Raw genomic sequence first — 14,673 nt, forward strand, 5'->3', positions numbered from 1 at the left:
GAACGCGTACGGGAACACCACGCTCGACGACCTGCTCTCGGTCCTGGCCGAGGTCTCCGGCCGGGACATGGGGCTGAATTTGGCTGGGCCTGGGTGTCCGGCCGGGCTGGGTTTGGCTGGGCCTGGGGGTTCGGCGGGGCTGAATTTGGCTGGGCCTGGGTGCTCGGCGGGGCTGGGTTTGGCTGGGGCTGGGTGCTCGGCGGGGCTGGGTTGGGCTGGCGCCGGGGGGTGGTAGCCGTTTCGGGGGGTCGGGTCTCGGTGCTCATGCGGCGGCCTGCTCCTTCTCCAGTTGCTGGGCACGGGCCACCTCGTCGTGGAGCAGGGTCCAGATCTCGTGGCGGTAGCGGGCGAATTCGGGGCTGGAGCGCAGGTCTTCGCCCAGGAGACCGCTCGCGCGGCCCCCGAAGGAGACCGGGACGATCTCCTTGACCCGGCCGGGGCGGGAGGTGATGACCGCGACGCGCTGGCCGAGGTACACCGCCTCCTCGATGCTGTGCGTGATGAAGACGACGGTCTTGCCGGTGCTCTGCCAGATCCGCCGGAGTTCGTCCTGGAGGGATTCGCGGGTCTGGGCGTCGAGCGCCGCGAAGGGTTCGTCCATCAGCAGCACATCGGGGTCGTAGGCCAGCGCGCGGGCGATCGCGACGCGCTGGCGCATGCCGCCGGACAGCTCGTGCGGGTGCCGGTCGCCGAATCCGGTGAGTCCGACCAGGTCGAGGAACTCCCGCGCCTGCGCGGTGCGTTGGCGGCGCGGGACCCCGGTCGCCTCCAGCCCGAACTCGATGTTGCCGAGCGCGGTGCGCCACGGCAGCAGCGCGTACTGCTGGAAGACGATGCCCCGGTCCAGGCCCGGGCCGGTGACCGGCTCGCCGTCGAGCAGGATCCGGCCGCCGCTCGGCCGGGTCAGGCCGCCGAGCAGGTCGAGGAGGGTGGACTTGCCGCAGCCGCTGGGGCCCACGACGACGAGGAACTCCCCCGCCTCGATGGAGAGGTCGATGCCGTCCAGTGCGGTGAAGTCGCCCCGGGAGGCGGACGGGAAGGTCTTGGTGACCGAATCGAAGACGATCTTCGTCATGGCGCTCAGGCCCCCTTCCGGTAGCCGTTGAACTCGTTGCTGTAGAGGTCGGCGGCCTTGAGCTGCCCCTTCTTGATGTCTCCGCGCTCCCCCAGCCAGTCGAGCCAGATCTGGAACTCCTTGTCCTCGATCCGGCCGCCCTCCTCGGCCACCCCGTACGAGTGCCAGTACTGGAGGGTGGAGGTGTCCTCGTTGCGGCCGCGCTTCTTGACGATCGCGGTCATCCGGGCGATCACCTCCTCGCGCGGGGTGGCGCGGGCCCACTCGATGGCCTTGGCGACACCGGTGGTGAACGTACGGACGGTGTCCGGGTTCTCCTTGATGAAGCGCTGGGTCATCACGTAGGTGCCGGCGCTGAACGCCCCGAGCAGTTCGAAGTCGCTGAACAGGGGGCGGATGCCACCGGTTGCCAGCGCCTTGTCGCGCAAGACCCCGCTGAGCACCGCGACCTCGATCTGCTTCTGCCGCAGCGCCTGTTCGGTGTTGACGGGCGGTATCACCAACGGCTCCACCTTGGCCGCCTCCGCCTTGGAGAGGCCGTTGCGGCTGAGGTAGATGTCCAGGAGGGCCTGGTAGTGGGCGCCCAGGGTGTTCATGCCGACCTTCTTGCCGATCAGGTCGCGGGCGGAGCGGATCGGGCTGTCCTCCAGTACGTAGTAGCCGCCGTAGGTGTACTGGTCGGAGCCGTAGTAGGAGACGACGGCCTTGATCGGGGCCTTGCTCGCCGCGAGTTTGACGACGGCGCCGTTGAACGCGCCGCCGAAGTGGGTCTGGCCGGTGGCTGCGGACTGGATGTCCTGCGGTCCGCTGATGGTGTTGCCGACCCAGTCGAGGGTGACGTCGCCGAGGTAGCCGAGGTCCGCGGCGAGTTCGGGCAGCGTGACCGCGCCGACCGCGCCCTGGTACTTGAGCTTCTTGAGCTGCGCGCCGCCGCTGCCGCCGGAGGCCGTGGCCGTGCCGCAGCTCACCGCGGCCGCCGAGATGCCGAGCAGGGCGAGGAACTGACGCCGGGAGGTGGTGGTCCGGGTGGGTGTCGCGGGCATGGCTGGTCCTTCTCGGGGCGGTGGGGCGGGCGGTTACGGGGCGGTGGTGGCGGTGGTCAGGGTGGAGTCGGCGCGGGGCGCGGAGCGGGCGCGCAGGGCCTCGGCGAACTCGTCGACGGCCTGGTAGAGGTCCAGCTCGGCCTCGGGGCGCAGCCGGTCGGGTCCGGCGCCGCGCTCGATGGAGGAGTCCAGGACGAAGCGGCCGGTGGTGACGTGGCGGGCGCCGAGCGCGCTGAGCACCGGGCGCAGGGCGTAGTCGATGGTCAGGACGTGGGCGAGGCTGCCGCCGGTGGCGAGCGGCAGGACGGTCTTGCCGGCCAGGCCGTCCTGCGGGAGCAGGTCGAGGAAGGCTTTGAGCAGGCCGGTGTACGAGGCCTTGTAGACCGGGGTCGCGATGACCAGCCCGTCCGCCTCGGCCACGGCGGCCAGGGCCCGGCGCAGCTCCGGCTGCCCGCTGCGGGCGGCCAGCAGGTCGGCGGCGGGGAGTTCGCGGACGGCCAGGTGCGTGGTCGCGAAGCCGGAGTGGGACAGGCGGCGCAGGACGTGCTCGGCGACGACGGCGGTGCGGGAATGCGGGGAAGGACTGCCGGTGAGGGCGAGGATGCTGGCCACGAGGGCTCCTTGGGCGTCGTGCGGGGTGGGGGCGGGCGTGGGCGTGGGCGTGGGGTCAGGCGGCGGGCTGGGCGGCGAGTGCGGGTACGGGGGCGGTGGCTGGGGCGGTGGCGCCCGAGGCTCCGGAGGGGATGCCGAAGGAGGGGGCGGGGACGCTGTCCGGGCTGATCAGGCGGGAGGGGCGGCCGTCGGGGCCGACCGGGACGTCGCCGTCGACGGTGACCCGGCGCAGGGTGCGCTCGTGGTCGTCGGAGTCGTCGACGCCGTAGTGCTGGGTGGCGCGGTTGTCCCAGATGGCGACGTCACCGGTGCGCCACTGCCAGCGGACGGTGTTCTCGGGGCGCTCGATGTGCGCCTGGAAGAGGTCGAGGAGGGCCCGGGAGTCGCGGCCGGTGAGGCCGGTGAGGCGCTGGACGAAGTTGCCGAGGAGCAGGGCGCGTTCGTCGGTCTCGGGGTGGACGCGGACCACCGGGTGCTCGGTGAGGAACGAGGTGGAGGTGAACACCTCGCGGTACTGGGCGAGGGCCTCGGGCAGGGCGTCGGGGCGCAGGGCGGCGTAGTCGTACTCGTTGGAGTGCACGGCGCGCAGGCTGTCGGCAAGGGCGCGCAGCGGCTCCGGGAGGCCGCTGTAGGCGGCGGCGGTGTTGGCCCACAGGGTGTCGCCGCCGTAGGGCGGGATGGTGACGGCCCGCAGGATGGAGAAGGCGGGGTAGGCGGGGACGAAGGTGACGTCGGTGTGCCATTGGTTGGCACGGGCGCCGTGGTGGGAGTCGATGCCGAGGGCGTAACGGCCGTCCGCGGAAGGCACGGTGGGGTGCGCGACGGGGGTGCCGAGGAGCTGCGCGAAGGCCTCGTGGGAGGCCTCGTCGAGGTGGTCCTGGCCGCGGAAGAAGACGACCTTGTGAGCGAGGAGCGCGGCGCGGATCCGGGCGACGGTCTCGGGGGCGAGGTCGCCGCCGAGGCGGACGGAGCCGATCTCGGCGCCGATGCGGCCGCCGACCTTGGTGACGGTGGTCATTCTGGATCTCCTGGGGGCAGATTTCTTCCGCAGAGGAAGAAATGGGGGTGGGCGGGGTCGCCGGGGTGATGCGGGGCTTCGAGGGTGCGAGGGTGCGGCGGTGCTGCGGTGCGGGGTGCCGGGGCGGCCGGGGTTTTGAGCGGGGCTCAGGGGAGGGGCGCTGCGCGGTACGGCACGCGGGGCGCGGGCGGGTCGGTCAGGCCCGGGAGGGGGCCGGACAGCGGCCCGGACAGCCGCCCGGAGCGGTACACGCACCGGGGGTGTGGAGCCGCGAGGCGGATCGAGCAGTCGCGGTCATGGCTCGGAGCCTGTCAGCGGGCCCGGCGCCGGTCAACCCCCCGGGGCTGCGACTGAAACCGGCCACCGGGGCCCTGGGGTGGTGGCCGGTGCACCACCGCTCACCTGCGGTGATGCCGACGAGCAGGCCGGTCGGGCGGGCCCATGTGGCGCATGATCGCCCCCGCCGGATTTCACGCCCCCGCAATGCGGCCGCCACGCCCTCGCCCCACGACCCTCTCTGCCGGCGTACGAGTCGCCCCCGGCGAGCCACGCCGGCCCCCTCGGCGCTTGAGCCGCCCCCCGAAGGCCCACGCCGGCCAAACTCAGCCCCGCCAGACGTATGGGGCGCCCCCGAAGGCCCACGCCTGCCAAACTCAGCCCCGCCGACGTTTGAGGCGCCCCCACCGGGCCGCGCCAGCCCAGCCCCGCTAACGCTTAAGCCGTCCCCGAAGGCCCACGCCGACCAAACTCAGCCCCGCCGGCGTTTGAGGCGCCCCCGGAGGGCCGCGTCAGCCCAGCCCGGCCCCGCCGACGCTCAGGCCGTCCCCCAAAGGCCAACGCCAGCCACACTCAGCCTCGCCGGCGTTTGAGGCGCCCCCGGAGGGAAATGGCCGCCGGGCCGGTACGTGCGTTTTCGGGTGCGGCTCGCACTGCCCTCCGGGGGCGCCTCAAACGCCGGCGAGGCTGGATTGGCCGGCCCGGCCGGGCGCGGGCCCGCCCGAGGCTGGATTGGCCGGGATGGCGCGGCCCCCGCCCGAGGACGGATTGGCCGGCCCGGCCGGGATGGCGCGGCCCCCGCCCGAGGACGGATTGGCCGGCCCGGGCGGGATGGCGCGGGCCCCGCCCGAGGCTGGATGGGGCCGGCGGCACGACGCCCCGGCGCCCCAGTGGGGCGGGATGGCGCGGCCCCATCCAGCCTCGGGACGGATTGGCCGGCCCGGCCGGGCGCGGGCCCGCCCGAGGACGGATTGGCCGGCCCGGGCGGGATGGCGCGGGCCCCGCCCGGGGCTGGATGGGGCTGGCCCGGGTGGGAGGGTGCGGGTTGGCGTTGGGGCTGGGGGATGATCGGGGGGAGGACCGGACCCCTGGGAGAGCGTGTGACAGTCGAGGCCGTCGGGACGCCCGCGCAGCGGTCGGCGGGAGACGGGCGGGCGGCCGCCAACGCCGCCGCCGTGCTGCGGACCGTGCTCGACCACGGCCCCATCGCCCGCAGCGCCGTCTCCGGCCGGTGCGGCCTGAGCCCGGCCGCCGTGTCCCGGCAGACCACCCTCCTGCTGCGGCGCGGCCTGCTGCGCGAGGTCCCCGCTCCCCCGGCCGGCCCGGGGACGGCGGCCGGGCGGCCCCGGATCCCGCTGGACCTGCACACCGGGGCCGTCGGCGGCCCGCTGGCCGGAGCCCTGCACATCGGGGTACGGGCCTGCCTCCTCGGGCTCGTCGATCTGCGCGGGCAGGTCCTGGCCCGGCGCACCCTCCCCCACGAGCAGGGCCTCCCCCCGGACCGCCTGACCGGCCGCATCGCCACCGAACTGGCCCGTTTCCTGGCCGAGTTCGGCGGCGACCGGCCCCTGCTCGGCGTGGGCGCCGCCCTGGGCGGGTGGATCCGCCCCGACCCCGGCACCGTCGTCCGGCACACGGCGCTGGGCTGGCACGACGTACCGCTGGCCGCCTCCCTGACGCAGGCCCTGGGGCTGCCGGTCCGGGTGGACAACCACGCGCGCGCCGTCGGCCACGCGGAGATCCTCTTCGGCCACCCCGAGGCCCGGCGCAGCCTGGTGCACCTCTTCATCGGCAACGTGGTGGACGCCGCCTTCGGGATCGAGGGCGCCGTCCACCAGGGCCCCGGGGCGGCCGCCGGGGACGTGGCGCACCTGCCGGTGCCCGGCTCGGCCGTGCCGTGCGCGTGCGGACGTACCGGCTGCCTGCAGGCCACCGCCTCCGACACGGCGCTCGGCGCGGAGGCGGTGCGCCGGGGGATCGTGCCGGACCCCTCCGTGGCGCTGCTCGTCGACGCGGCCGCCACCGGCGACCCCCGCGCGGACGCCCTGCTGCGCGAGCGGGCCCGGGCCGTCGGGCGGGCGGCCGCGCTGCTCCTCGACGTGTTCAACCCGGCCGTGATGGTGATCACCGAGCTGTCGAGCGTCCTGCACGAGGGCTATCTGGATGACATCCGCTCGGCGGCGGCCGAGCTGTCCCCGGGTGCGGCGGGCCCGGGGAGGATCGTCGCCCCGCACGCGGGGCCCGCCGTACTCCCGCAGGCGGCGGCGACCGTGCTGCTCGGTCCGTTGTTCCGGGATCCCGCCGGTCTGTCCTGAACCTGCCACGCTCCGGGAGTGCGAGATCACATATGGGGGTTATGGCTTCGCTTTAGCGGCGCCCCTAGCATTCGAGCCATGACGGTCCTGCCTGATGACGGGCTTTCCCTGGCCGCCGAGTTCCCTGACGCGACGCATGAGCAGTGGCAGCGCCTGGTAGAGGGCGTGCTGCGCAAGTCGGGCAAGGAAGCTTCCGGCGAGGCAGCTGAGAACGCGTTGTCCACCACGCTCGAGGACGGGCTCAGTACGCGCCCGCTCTACACCGCGCCCGCTTCCGGGGGCTCCGCGGACGCCGATGCCATCGGCCTGCCCGGATTCCCTCCGTTCCTGCGCGGCGGCCGGGCCGAGGGGACCGCCGCCGGCTGGGACGTGCGCCAGCGGCTCACGCACACCGATCCGGCGCTCCTGAACGAGGCCGTGCTCGCCGACCTGGAGAACGGGGTCACCTCGCTGTGGCTGACCGTCGGCCGGGGCGGCGTCCCGGTCGAGGGCCTGGCCCGCGCGCTGGACGGGGTCTACCTGGACCTCGCCCCGGTCACCCTGGACGCCGGAGCCGAATTCGCCCCGGCGGCGCGGGAGTTGCTGCGGCTCTACGCGGAGCGCGAGGTGGCCCCCGAGGCCGCGCGCGGCAGCCTCGGCGCCGACCCGCTGGGCCACGAGGCCCGTACCGGCGAGCCCCTGGACCTGTCCGGGGCGGTGGAGCTGGCCCGGGAGACCGCGGCTGGCTGGCCCGGACTGCGCGCCCTGACCGTGGACGCCCTCCCCTACCACGAGGCGGGTGGCTCGGCGGCGCAGGAGCTGGGTCTCTCCCTGGCCACCGGCGTGGCGTACCTGCGCGCGCTCACCGGGGCGGGCATCGGCACCGAAGCGGCCTTCGGGCAGCTGGAGTTCCGCTACGCCGCCAGCGCCGACCAGTTCCTCACCATCGCCAAGCTGCGCGCGGCCCGGCGCCTGTGGGCCCGTATCGCCGAGGCCAGCGGGGTACCCGAGGCGGGCGCCCAGCGCCAGCACGCGGTGACCTCACCGGTGATGATGACCCGGCGCGACCCGTGGGTGAACATGCTCCGCACCACCGTGGCCTGCATGGCCGCGGGCGTGGGCGGGGCGGACGCGGTCACCGTGCTGCCCTTCGACCACGACCTCGGGCTGCCGGACGCCTTCGCGCGCCGGATCGCCCGCAACACCTCGACCATCCTGATGGAGGAGTCGCACCTGGCCCGGGTGATCGACCCGGCCGGCGGCTCCTGGTACGTGGAGCAGCTCACCGACGAACTCGCCCACGCCGCATGGGAGTTCTTCCAGCGCGTGGAGAAGGCGGGCGGCCTGCCCGCCGCGCTGCGCTCCGGTCTGGTCGGCGAGCTCCTCGCCGCCACCTGGGCCGAACGCTCCAGGAAGCTGGCCAAGCGCCGCGAACCGATCACCGGCGTCAGCGAGTTCCCGATGCTCTCCGAGAAGCCGGTGGTCCGCGAGAGCGCGCCCGCCGCGCCCTCGGGCGGGCTGCCGCGGGTCCGCCGCGACGAGGCCTTCGAGGCGCTGCGCGCCCGCTCCGACGCCCACCTGGCCGCGACCGGCTCCCGGCCGCGGGTGTTCCTCGCGGCGCTGGGTCCCGCCGCGGCGCACACCGCCCGTGCCACCTTCGCCTCCAACCTGTTCCAGGCGGGCGGCGTCGAGGCGGTGCACGACCCGGTGTCCGTGGACGCCGACACGGCGGCCGCCGCCTACGCGGCGAGCGGAGCCGACGGCATGGCCGTGCTCTGCTCCAGTGACGCGCTGTACGAGGAGCGGGCCGGGGCGGTGGCGGCCGCGCTGCGCGCCGCCGGTGCCACGACCGTGTTCCTCGCGGGCCGCCCGGGCACCTGCGAGGGTGCCGTGGACGAGTACGTCTTCGCCGGCTGCGACGCGGTCGCCGTGCTGTCCTCCGTACTCGACCGGATGGGAGTGACCTCGTGAGCATCCCCGATTTCTCCGAGCTGGCGCTCGGCGGGCCCGCTCCCGCCGGGTCCGAGGAGCAGTGGCGGGCGGCGGTGAAGGAGTCCACCGGCTCCGCCACGGACGACCTGCTGTGGGAGACGCCGGAGGGCATCGGCGTCAAGCAGCTGTACACCGGGCGGGACCTGGAGGGCCTGGACTTCCTGGGGACGTACCCGGGCGTGGCCCCGTACCTGCGCGGCCCGTACCCGACGATGTACGTCAACCAGCCCTGGACGATCCGGCAGTACGCGGGCTTCTCGACGGCCGAGGAGTCGAACGCCTTCTACCGGCGCAACCTGGCGTCGGGCCAGAAGGGCCTGTCGGTCGCCTTCGACCTGCCGACGCACCGCGGCTACGACAGCGACCACCCCCGGGTGACGGGCGACGTCGGCATGGCGGGCGTGGCGATCGACTCGATCTACGACATGCGCCAGCTGTTCGACGGGATCCCGCTGGACAAGATGTCGGTGTCGATGACGATGAACGGCGCGGTGCTGCCCGTGCTGGCGCTGTACATCGTGGCGGCGGAGGAGCAGGGGGTGTCCCCCGACAAGCTCGCGGGGACCATCCAGAACGACATCCTCAAAGAGTTCATGGTCCGCAACACCTACATCTATCCGCCGAAGCCGTCGATGCGGATCATCTCCGACATCTTCTCCTTCACCTCGCAGAAGATGCCGCGGTACAACTCGATCTCGATCTCCGGGTATCACATCCAGGAGGCCGGGGCCACCGCCGACCTGGAGCTGGCGTACACGCTGGCCGACGGCGTGGAGTACCTGCGGGCCGGGCTGGGCGCCGGGATGGACGTGGACGCCTTCGCACCGCGCCTGTCCTTCTTCTGGGCGATCGGCATGAACTTCTTCATGGAGGTCGCCAAGCTGCGGGCCGCGCGGCTGCTGTGGGCGCGCCTGGTCAAGCAGTTCGACCCGAAGAACGCCAAGTCCCTCTCGCTGCGCACCCATTCGCAGACCTCGGGCTGGTCCCTGACGGCGCAGGACGTCTTCAACAACGTGACGCGCACCTGCGTCGAGGCGATGGCCGCGACCCAGGGTCACACCCAGTCGCTGCACACCAACGCGCTCGACGAGGCGCTGGCGCTGCCGACCGACTTCTCGGCGCGGATCGCGCGCAACACCCAGCTGCTGCTCCAGCAGGAGTCGGGGACCTGCCGGGTGATCGACCCGTGGGGCGGCAGCGCGTACGTCGAGAAGCTGACCTACGACCTGGCCCGCCGGGCGTGGCAGCACATCCAGGAGGTCGAGGCGGCCGGCGGCATGGCGCAGGCCATCGACGCGGGCATCCCGAAGCTGCGCGTGGAGGAGGCCGCGGCCCGCACGCAGGCGCGGATCGACTCCGGGCGGCAGCCGGTGATCGGGGTGAACAAGTACCGGGTGGAGACCGACGAGCAGATCGACGTGCTCAAGGTGGACAACTCCTCGGTGCGCGCCCAGCAGATCGCCAAGCTGCGGCGGCTGCGCGAGGAGCGTGACGAAGCGGTGACGCAGGACTGTCTGCGGGCGCTGACGAACGCCGCCGAGCGCGGTGCGGGCACCGGGCTGGACGGGAACCTCCTCAAGCTGGCGGTGGACGCGGCCCGCGCGAAGGCCACCGTGGGCGAGATCTCGGACGCCCTGGAGAAGGTGTACGGGCGGCACGCGAGCCAGATCCGTACCATCTCGGGTGTGTACCGGAGCGAAGCGGGAGAGTCCCCGTCGGTCGAGCGCACCCGCGCGCTGGTGGACCGGTTCGAGGAGGCGGAGGGCCGTCGCCCGCGCATCCTGGTGGCCAAGATGGGCCAGGACGGGCACGACCGCGGCCAGAAGGTGATCGCGACCGGCTTCGCCGACCTGGGCTTCGATGTGGACGTCGGCCCGCTGTTCCAGACGCCCGAGGAGGTGGCCCGCCAGGCCGTCGAGGCGGACGTCCACGTGGTGGGCGTGTCCTCGCTGGCCGCCGGTCACCTGACCCTCGTACCGGCGCTGCGCGAGCGGCTGGCGGAGGAGGGCCGTGAGGACATCGTGATCGTGGTGGGCGGGGTGATCCCGCCGGCGGACGTGCCGACACTGCTGGAGATGGGCGCCGCGGCGGTGTTCCTGCCCGGCACGGTCATTCCGGACGCGGCGCACGACCTGGTGATGCGGCTGGCCGCCGAACTCGGTCACGAGCTGTAGGCGGGGCGGCCGGCCGATGCCCCCGAAGATCGACATCGACGCCTACGCCAAGGGCGTGCTCGACGGGAAGCGCGCGTACATCGCCCGCGCCATCACCCTCGTCGAGTCCACCCGAGCCGATCACCGCGTGCTGGCGCAGCGGCTCCTGACGGAGCTGCTGCCGCACGCGGGCGCCGCGCGCCGGATCGGGATCAGCGGTGTGCCGGGCGTGGGCAAGTCCACCTTCATCGACGCCTTCGGCACCATGCTGACCGGGCTCGGGCACCGGGTGGCGGTGCTGGCGGTGGACCCGTCCTCGACCCGCACCGGCGGGTCGATCCTGGGCGACAAGACCCGGATGGAGCGCCTGGCCGTGGATCCGGCGGCCTTCGTACGGCCGTCTCCCTCGGCGGGCACCCTGGGCGGGGTCGCGAAGGCGACCCGCGAGTCCATGATCGTCATGGAGGCCGCGGGCTACGACGTGGTGCTCGTGGAGACCGTCGGCGTCGGCCAGTCCGAGACCACGGTCGCCGGGATGGTCGACTCGTTCCTGCTGCTGTCGCTGGCGCGTACGGGCGACCAGCTCCAGGGCATCAAGAAGGGCGTCCTGGAGCTGGCGGACGTCCTCGCCGTGAACAAGGCGGACGGGCCGCACGAGCGGGACGCCCGGGCGGCCGCGCGGGAACTGGCCGGCGCGCTGCGGCTGATGCACCCGGTGGACGCGGCCTGGACCCCGCCGGTCCTGACGTGCAGCGCGCGCGAGTCGGCGGGCCTGGACGAGGTCTGGGGCCGGCTGGAGCAGCACCGCAAGGTGCTGGAGGCGGACGGCCGGCTCACGGCCAAGCGGGCGGCGCAGCAGGTGGAATGGACCTGGACGATGGTCCGCGACGAGCTGCTGGGACGGCTGCGGGCGGACCCGGCGGTACGGGAACTCGCGCCCGGTCTGGAACAGCGGGTCCGGGGCGGCGAGTTGACGGCCACGCTGGCTGCGGAGCAGATCCTGGCGGCGTTCGGTCGGGCGTGAGCGACCGGACCCGCCGATGATGCACGAGGGGGAACGCCATGCTGACCGGGATCGTGATCGACGCGCGGGACGTCGAGCGCATGGACCGCTTCTGGCGGGAGGCGACGCGGGGCCGCACGGGCGGCCTCCGGCTGCGGATCGCGGCGACCGCGGAGCCGAGGCCGGCGCACAAGAACCGGCTCCACCTGGACCTGGCCGGGGGGCCGGACTGGGAGGCGGAGGTGGCGCGCCTGCTCGCACTCGGTGCGACGCGGGCCGGCATCGGCCAGGGCGGCGTCCCGTGGGACGTGCTGGCCGATCCGGAGGGCAACGAATTCTGCGTGCTGCGTCCCGGTCACCCCGGGGTGCTCGGCGACCGCGGCCTGGTGGCGATCTGCCTCGACGTCTCCGCGGAGGACCGCGCCGCACAGACGGCCTTCTGGCAGGCCCGCGCCGACTGGCAGGCGGTCGAGTCCTACAGCTGGGGCGTCCGGCTGCGCCGGAGCCCCACCAGCACGGTCGCCCTGGTGATGGGGCCGCCCGCGGCGCCGAAGGCGGGGCGCAGCAGGCTGCGCCTGGAGGTCGGCCCTCGCGACGGGGCCCCCGAGGGGGAACGCGCGGGGTTCCCCGACGGACCGGCCGGCGAGTTCCTCGACCCCGCGGGGAACGAGTTCCACGTCACGCGCTGACCCCCGCTCGCCCTTCCGCCGCCCCGGGCCGAGCGGCGCGCGCATCCGGGGTCAGGCCGCCGCGAGCAGCGAGCCGGTGGCGCCCAGCGTCCGGTGCAGGATCCGCACCCGCTCGGCCGGGTCCTCGCTGGCCAGGAGGGCGGAGAGCACCGCGATCCGGGCCTGGCCGGCGCGCAGGGTGCCGGTCAGCACGGCTCCGGCGGCGACCAGGTCGACGGCTCCGCCGTGCGTGTAGATCTCGGTGACCGGACCGGCCGCGACCCGGGTGGTGAGCGCCACCAGCACCCCGCGCGCGGTGGCGGCGCGGACCGCTTCCACGATCTCGGGGGTGGCGTTGCCCGCGCCGGTGGCGACGAGGACCACTCCCCCCGCGCCGGCCGCGACGGAGGCCTCGAACAGCAGCGGATCGGCGTCGGCGTGGTGCATGACCATGTCCACGCGGGGCGGCAGCTCCGGCATCGCGGGCAGCGCCAGCGGCTCGGGGCGCTGCGGCCGGCGCAGCACGGTGACCTTGCCGAAGCCGACCTTGCCGAGCTGCTCGCCCGAGGGGTTCGCGAAGGCGTCGGCGATCAGCGTCTGGGTCTTGACGGTCCCGCGCGCGGCGTGGACCCGCCCGGCGAAGGCGATCAGTACGCCGAGACCGCGCGTGGTGGCGGCGGTGAGCAGGGCGTCGTAGAGATTGCCGGGGCCGTCGCCGTCCTCGGCGCCCATGGGCAGCTGCGAGCCGGTGAAGACGACCGTGCGCGGGTCGTGGTGGTGCAGGTCGACGAGGAAGGCGGACTCTTCGAGGGTGTCCGTGCCGTGCGTGACGACGATGCCCCGCACCTCGGGGTCGGCGAGCACCTCGTGGACGGTGCGCAGCAGGGTGAGCTGGTGGGCGGTGGTGAGCCGGGGGCTGTTCACGCTGAACAGGTCGACGATCTCGACGGTGATCCCCTCGGGCAGGGGCGCGGTGGCCATGACCTCGCGCCCGTCGGCGTCGGCCGCGAATCCGGAACCCTGCCAGCGGCTCGCTATCGTCCCGCCGGTGCTGATGACGACGATCCGTCCCACGACTGCCTGCCTTTCCCCACATAGCCCCCGTACACGTATTCGTATTCGGCAATGATAGGAACATCTACGCGCAATGGGATTGCCACTTGAGGCCGAGATGTAATACCAGAGGGGGGATCATTGCGTCATGGACGCCATTGATCGTGAAATCTTGCGCGAGCTACAGAAGGACGGCCGGCTCAGCAACCAGGAGCTGGCCCAGCGGGTGGGCCTGACCCCCTCCCCCTGCATGCGCCGGGTCCGTCAGCTGGAACAGGACGGGGTGATCCAGGGCTACCGCGCGGTGATCGACCCGGAGGCCGTCGGGCGCGGCTTCGAGGTGCTGGTCTCGGTCGAGGTGCGCCGCGACCGCGAGTCCGTCGAGGCCTTCGAGGCGGCACTCCAGGACATTCCGGACGTGATCGAGGCGTACCGGCTGTTCGGCAGCCCCGGCTGCCTGCTGCGGATCGCGGTCGCGGACCTGCGGGCGTACGAGCGGCTGTGGATCGAGCAGCTGACCGCGCTGACCGGGATCACCGAGGTCAACTCGCAGATCATCATGAAGCGCGTCAAGGAGCCGACGGGGCTGCCGGTCTGAGGTTCCGGCGTGCGGGTCCGGCGCGGGGAACGGCACCCCCTGGCGTAGCCTTATTGCATATGGGTCGCAATAAGCGGCCGCACTGTCGGTGCGAAGGGGTGGGGCGTGGGCTCTCCGGTGGTCCGCGGGATCGAATCCCCGCTGACCGGGCCGCGTGACGACCCGTACGCCTTCTCCTTCTCCGGACTGAAGACGGCCGCCGCCCGCTGGGCCGAGCAGCACCGCGTCCGGGGCGAGCGGCTCCCCGTGGCCGACGGGGCGGCCGTCGGCGACCTGCTGGTCCGCGCGGGCGCCGAACCGGCCCCGCCGGACGTCTCGGTCGACCCGTCGGCGCCCCTGGAGTACGCCGCGCTGCATCCGGTGGCGACGGGCCGCGCGTAGGCCGTCCTTCACGGCACTAGTCTTTCCCCCGTGGTGCCGGACAAGGTGTCCGGCGGTGTCTGGGGGTTGGTGTGGTTTCCGGTCGCGTGATCCGTTTTGACGGTACCCGGGGGTACGGGTTCATCGCTCCCGAGCACGGTGGGGAGGACGTCTTCCTGCATGTGAACGACCTGTTGATCCCGGAGTCGTACATCCGCTCCGGCACGGAGGTCGAGTTCGAGATCGAGGACGGTGACCGCGGTCTGAAGGCGTCCTCGGTGGAGCTGGCGAAGAACCCCGACGGCACTCCGGTGACGCCGCCCGTGACGGCGGCGGCCACCGGTTTCGCCGCCGGGCCCATCGACGACTCGCTGTGCGACGCGCTGAGCCCCGCTCAGTACATCCGCGAGGTCACCGAGGTCCTGCTGGAGGCGGCGCCGTCGCTCACCGGGACCCAGATCCTGCAGATCCGCGAGAAGTTCCTCCAGGTCGCGAAGAGCCACGGCTGGATCGAAGGCTGAGGCACCG

General features: G+C 73.5%; 12 protein-coding genes and 1 pseudogene. 8 read left to right on the plus strand and 5 right to left on the minus strand.

Features of this window, described 5'->3' with window-relative positions; genetic code table 11:
• Positions 1-262: 262 nt before the first annotated feature.
• Genes ABT084_RS17560 through ABT084_RS17575 form a run of 4 tightly spaced genes read right to left on the minus strand, consistent with a single transcriptional unit; the run spans position 263 to position 3,748 of the window.
• Positions 263-1,075, minus strand: a complete 813-nt coding sequence (locus ABT084_RS17560) for an ABC transporter ATP-binding protein (protein ID WP_351044252.1) — start codon at positions 1,073-1,075, stop codon at positions 263-265.
• 5 nt (positions 1,076-1,080) lie between these two features.
• A complete protein-coding gene (locus ABT084_RS17565) occupies positions 1,081-2,118 on the minus strand; it encodes an ABC transporter substrate-binding protein (RefSeq protein WP_351044254.1) in 1,038 nt (345 codons plus the stop codon).
• Positions 2,119-2,151: 33 nt separating this feature from the next.
• The gene (gene ssuE, locus ABT084_RS17570; protein ID WP_351044256.1) at positions 2,152-2,730 is read right to left on the minus strand and encodes an NADPH-dependent FMN reductase; all 579 of its coding nucleotides are present in this window, start codon (positions 2,728-2,730) and stop codon (positions 2,152-2,154) included.
• Positions 2,731-2,785: 55 nt separating this feature from the next.
• Positions 2,786-3,748 (minus strand): TauD/TfdA dioxygenase family protein, encoded by a 963-nt coding sequence (locus ABT084_RS17575; protein WP_351044259.1) that lies wholly within the window; start codon positions 3,746-3,748, stop codon positions 2,786-2,788.
• A 1,376-nt stretch (positions 3,749-5,124) separates the two neighbouring features.
• On the opposite strand from ABT084_RS17575, the gene ABT084_RS17580 reads away from it, so the two are divergent.
• The 5 genes from ABT084_RS17580 (at position 5,125) to ABT084_RS17600 (ending at position 12,155) form a co-directional block, all read left to right on the plus strand.
• Positions 5,125-6,339 (plus strand): ROK family protein, encoded by a 1,215-nt coding sequence (locus ABT084_RS17580; RefSeq protein WP_351044261.1) that lies wholly within the window; start codon positions 5,125-5,127, stop codon positions 6,337-6,339.
• 78 nt (positions 6,340-6,417) lie between these two features.
• The gene (locus tag ABT084_RS17585) at positions 6,418-8,289 is read left to right on the plus strand and encodes a methylmalonyl-CoA mutase family protein (RefSeq protein WP_351044263.1); all 1,872 of its coding nucleotides are present in this window, start codon (positions 6,418-6,420) and stop codon (positions 8,287-8,289) included.
• A complete protein-coding gene (scpA, locus tag ABT084_RS17590) occupies positions 8,286-10,484 on the plus strand; it encodes a methylmalonyl-CoA mutase (RefSeq protein WP_351044266.1) in 2,199 nt (732 codons plus the stop codon). Before ABT084_RS17585 ends, scpA begins: the two co-directional genes overlap by 4 nt.
• A gap of 16 nt (positions 10,485-10,500) precedes the next feature.
• Positions 10,501-11,487 carry a methylmalonyl Co-A mutase-associated GTPase MeaB gene (gene meaB / locus ABT084_RS17595; RefSeq protein WP_351044268.1) on the plus strand — a complete coding sequence of 329 codons (987 nt, stop codon included), beginning with the start codon at positions 10,501-10,503 and terminating at the stop codon, positions 11,485-11,487.
• 38 nt (positions 11,488-11,525) lie between these two features.
• The gene (locus tag ABT084_RS17600) at positions 11,526-12,155 is read left to right on the plus strand and encodes a VOC family protein (protein WP_351044270.1); all 630 of its coding nucleotides are present in this window, start codon (positions 11,526-11,528) and stop codon (positions 12,153-12,155) included.
• Between the two features lie 51 nt (positions 12,156-12,206).
• Here the strand turns inward: ABT084_RS17600 and ABT084_RS17605 are convergent, their stop codons facing one another.
• The gene (locus tag ABT084_RS17605; RefSeq protein WP_351044272.1) at positions 12,207-13,208 is read right to left on the minus strand and encodes an asparaginase; all 1,002 of its coding nucleotides are present in this window, start codon (positions 13,206-13,208) and stop codon (positions 12,207-12,209) included.
• Positions 13,209-13,335: 127 nt separating this feature from the next.
• On the opposite strand from ABT084_RS17605, the gene ABT084_RS17610 reads away from it, so the two are divergent.
• From ABT084_RS17610 to ABT084_RS17620, 3 genes and pseudogenes are all read left to right on the plus strand, one after another.
• On the plus strand, positions 13,336-13,785 hold the full coding sequence (locus tag ABT084_RS17610; protein ID WP_351044275.1) for an Lrp/AsnC family transcriptional regulator: 450 nt from the start codon (positions 13,336-13,338) through the stop codon (positions 13,783-13,785).
• Positions 13,786-13,893: 108 nt separating this feature from the next.
• Positions 13,894-14,166 (plus strand): annotated as a pseudogene (locus ABT084_RS17615) (hypothetical protein); the annotation flags it as partial.
• Positions 14,167-14,237: 71 nt separating this feature from the next.
• Positions 14,238-14,666 (plus strand): cold-shock protein, encoded by a 429-nt coding sequence (locus ABT084_RS17620; protein ID WP_351044278.1) that lies wholly within the window; start codon positions 14,238-14,240, stop codon positions 14,664-14,666.
• Positions 14,667-14,673 lie beyond the last annotated feature (7 nt).

Source organism: Streptomyces sp. NPDC002138, from assembly GCF_040296485.1.
In the GTDB taxonomy this organism is placed as follows: Bacteria; Actinomycetota; Actinomycetes; order Streptomycetales; family Streptomycetaceae; genus Streptomyces.

Excerpts from the sequence above, each read along its gene's own strand:
- ABT084_RS17600 (WP_351044270.1), top strand. The coding sequence starts at position 11,526 with ATGCTGACCGGGATCGTGATCGACGCGCGGGACGTCGAGCGCATGGAC.
- ABT084_RS17575 (WP_351044259.1), bottom strand. The coding sequence starts at position 3,748 with ATGACCACCGTCACCAAGGTCGGCGGCCGCATCGGCGCCGAGATCGGC.
- ABT084_RS17565 (WP_351044254.1), bottom strand. The coding sequence starts at position 2,118 with ATGCCCGCGACACCCACCCGGACCACCACCTCCCGGCGTCAGTTCCTC.
- ABT084_RS17585 (WP_351044263.1), top strand. The coding sequence starts at position 6,418 with ATGACGGTCCTGCCTGATGACGGGCTTTCCCTGGCCGCCGAGTTCCCT.
- ABT084_RS17560 (WP_351044252.1), bottom strand. The coding sequence starts at position 1,075 with ATGACGAAGATCGTCTTCGATTCGGTCACCAAGACCTTCCCGTCCGCC.
- ABT084_RS17610 (WP_351044275.1), top strand. The coding sequence starts at position 13,336 with ATGGACGCCATTGATCGTGAAATCTTGCGCGAGCTACAGAAGGACGGC.
- meaB (WP_351044268.1), top strand. The coding sequence starts at position 10,501 with ATGCCCCCGAAGATCGACATCGACGCCTACGCCAAGGGCGTGCTCGAC.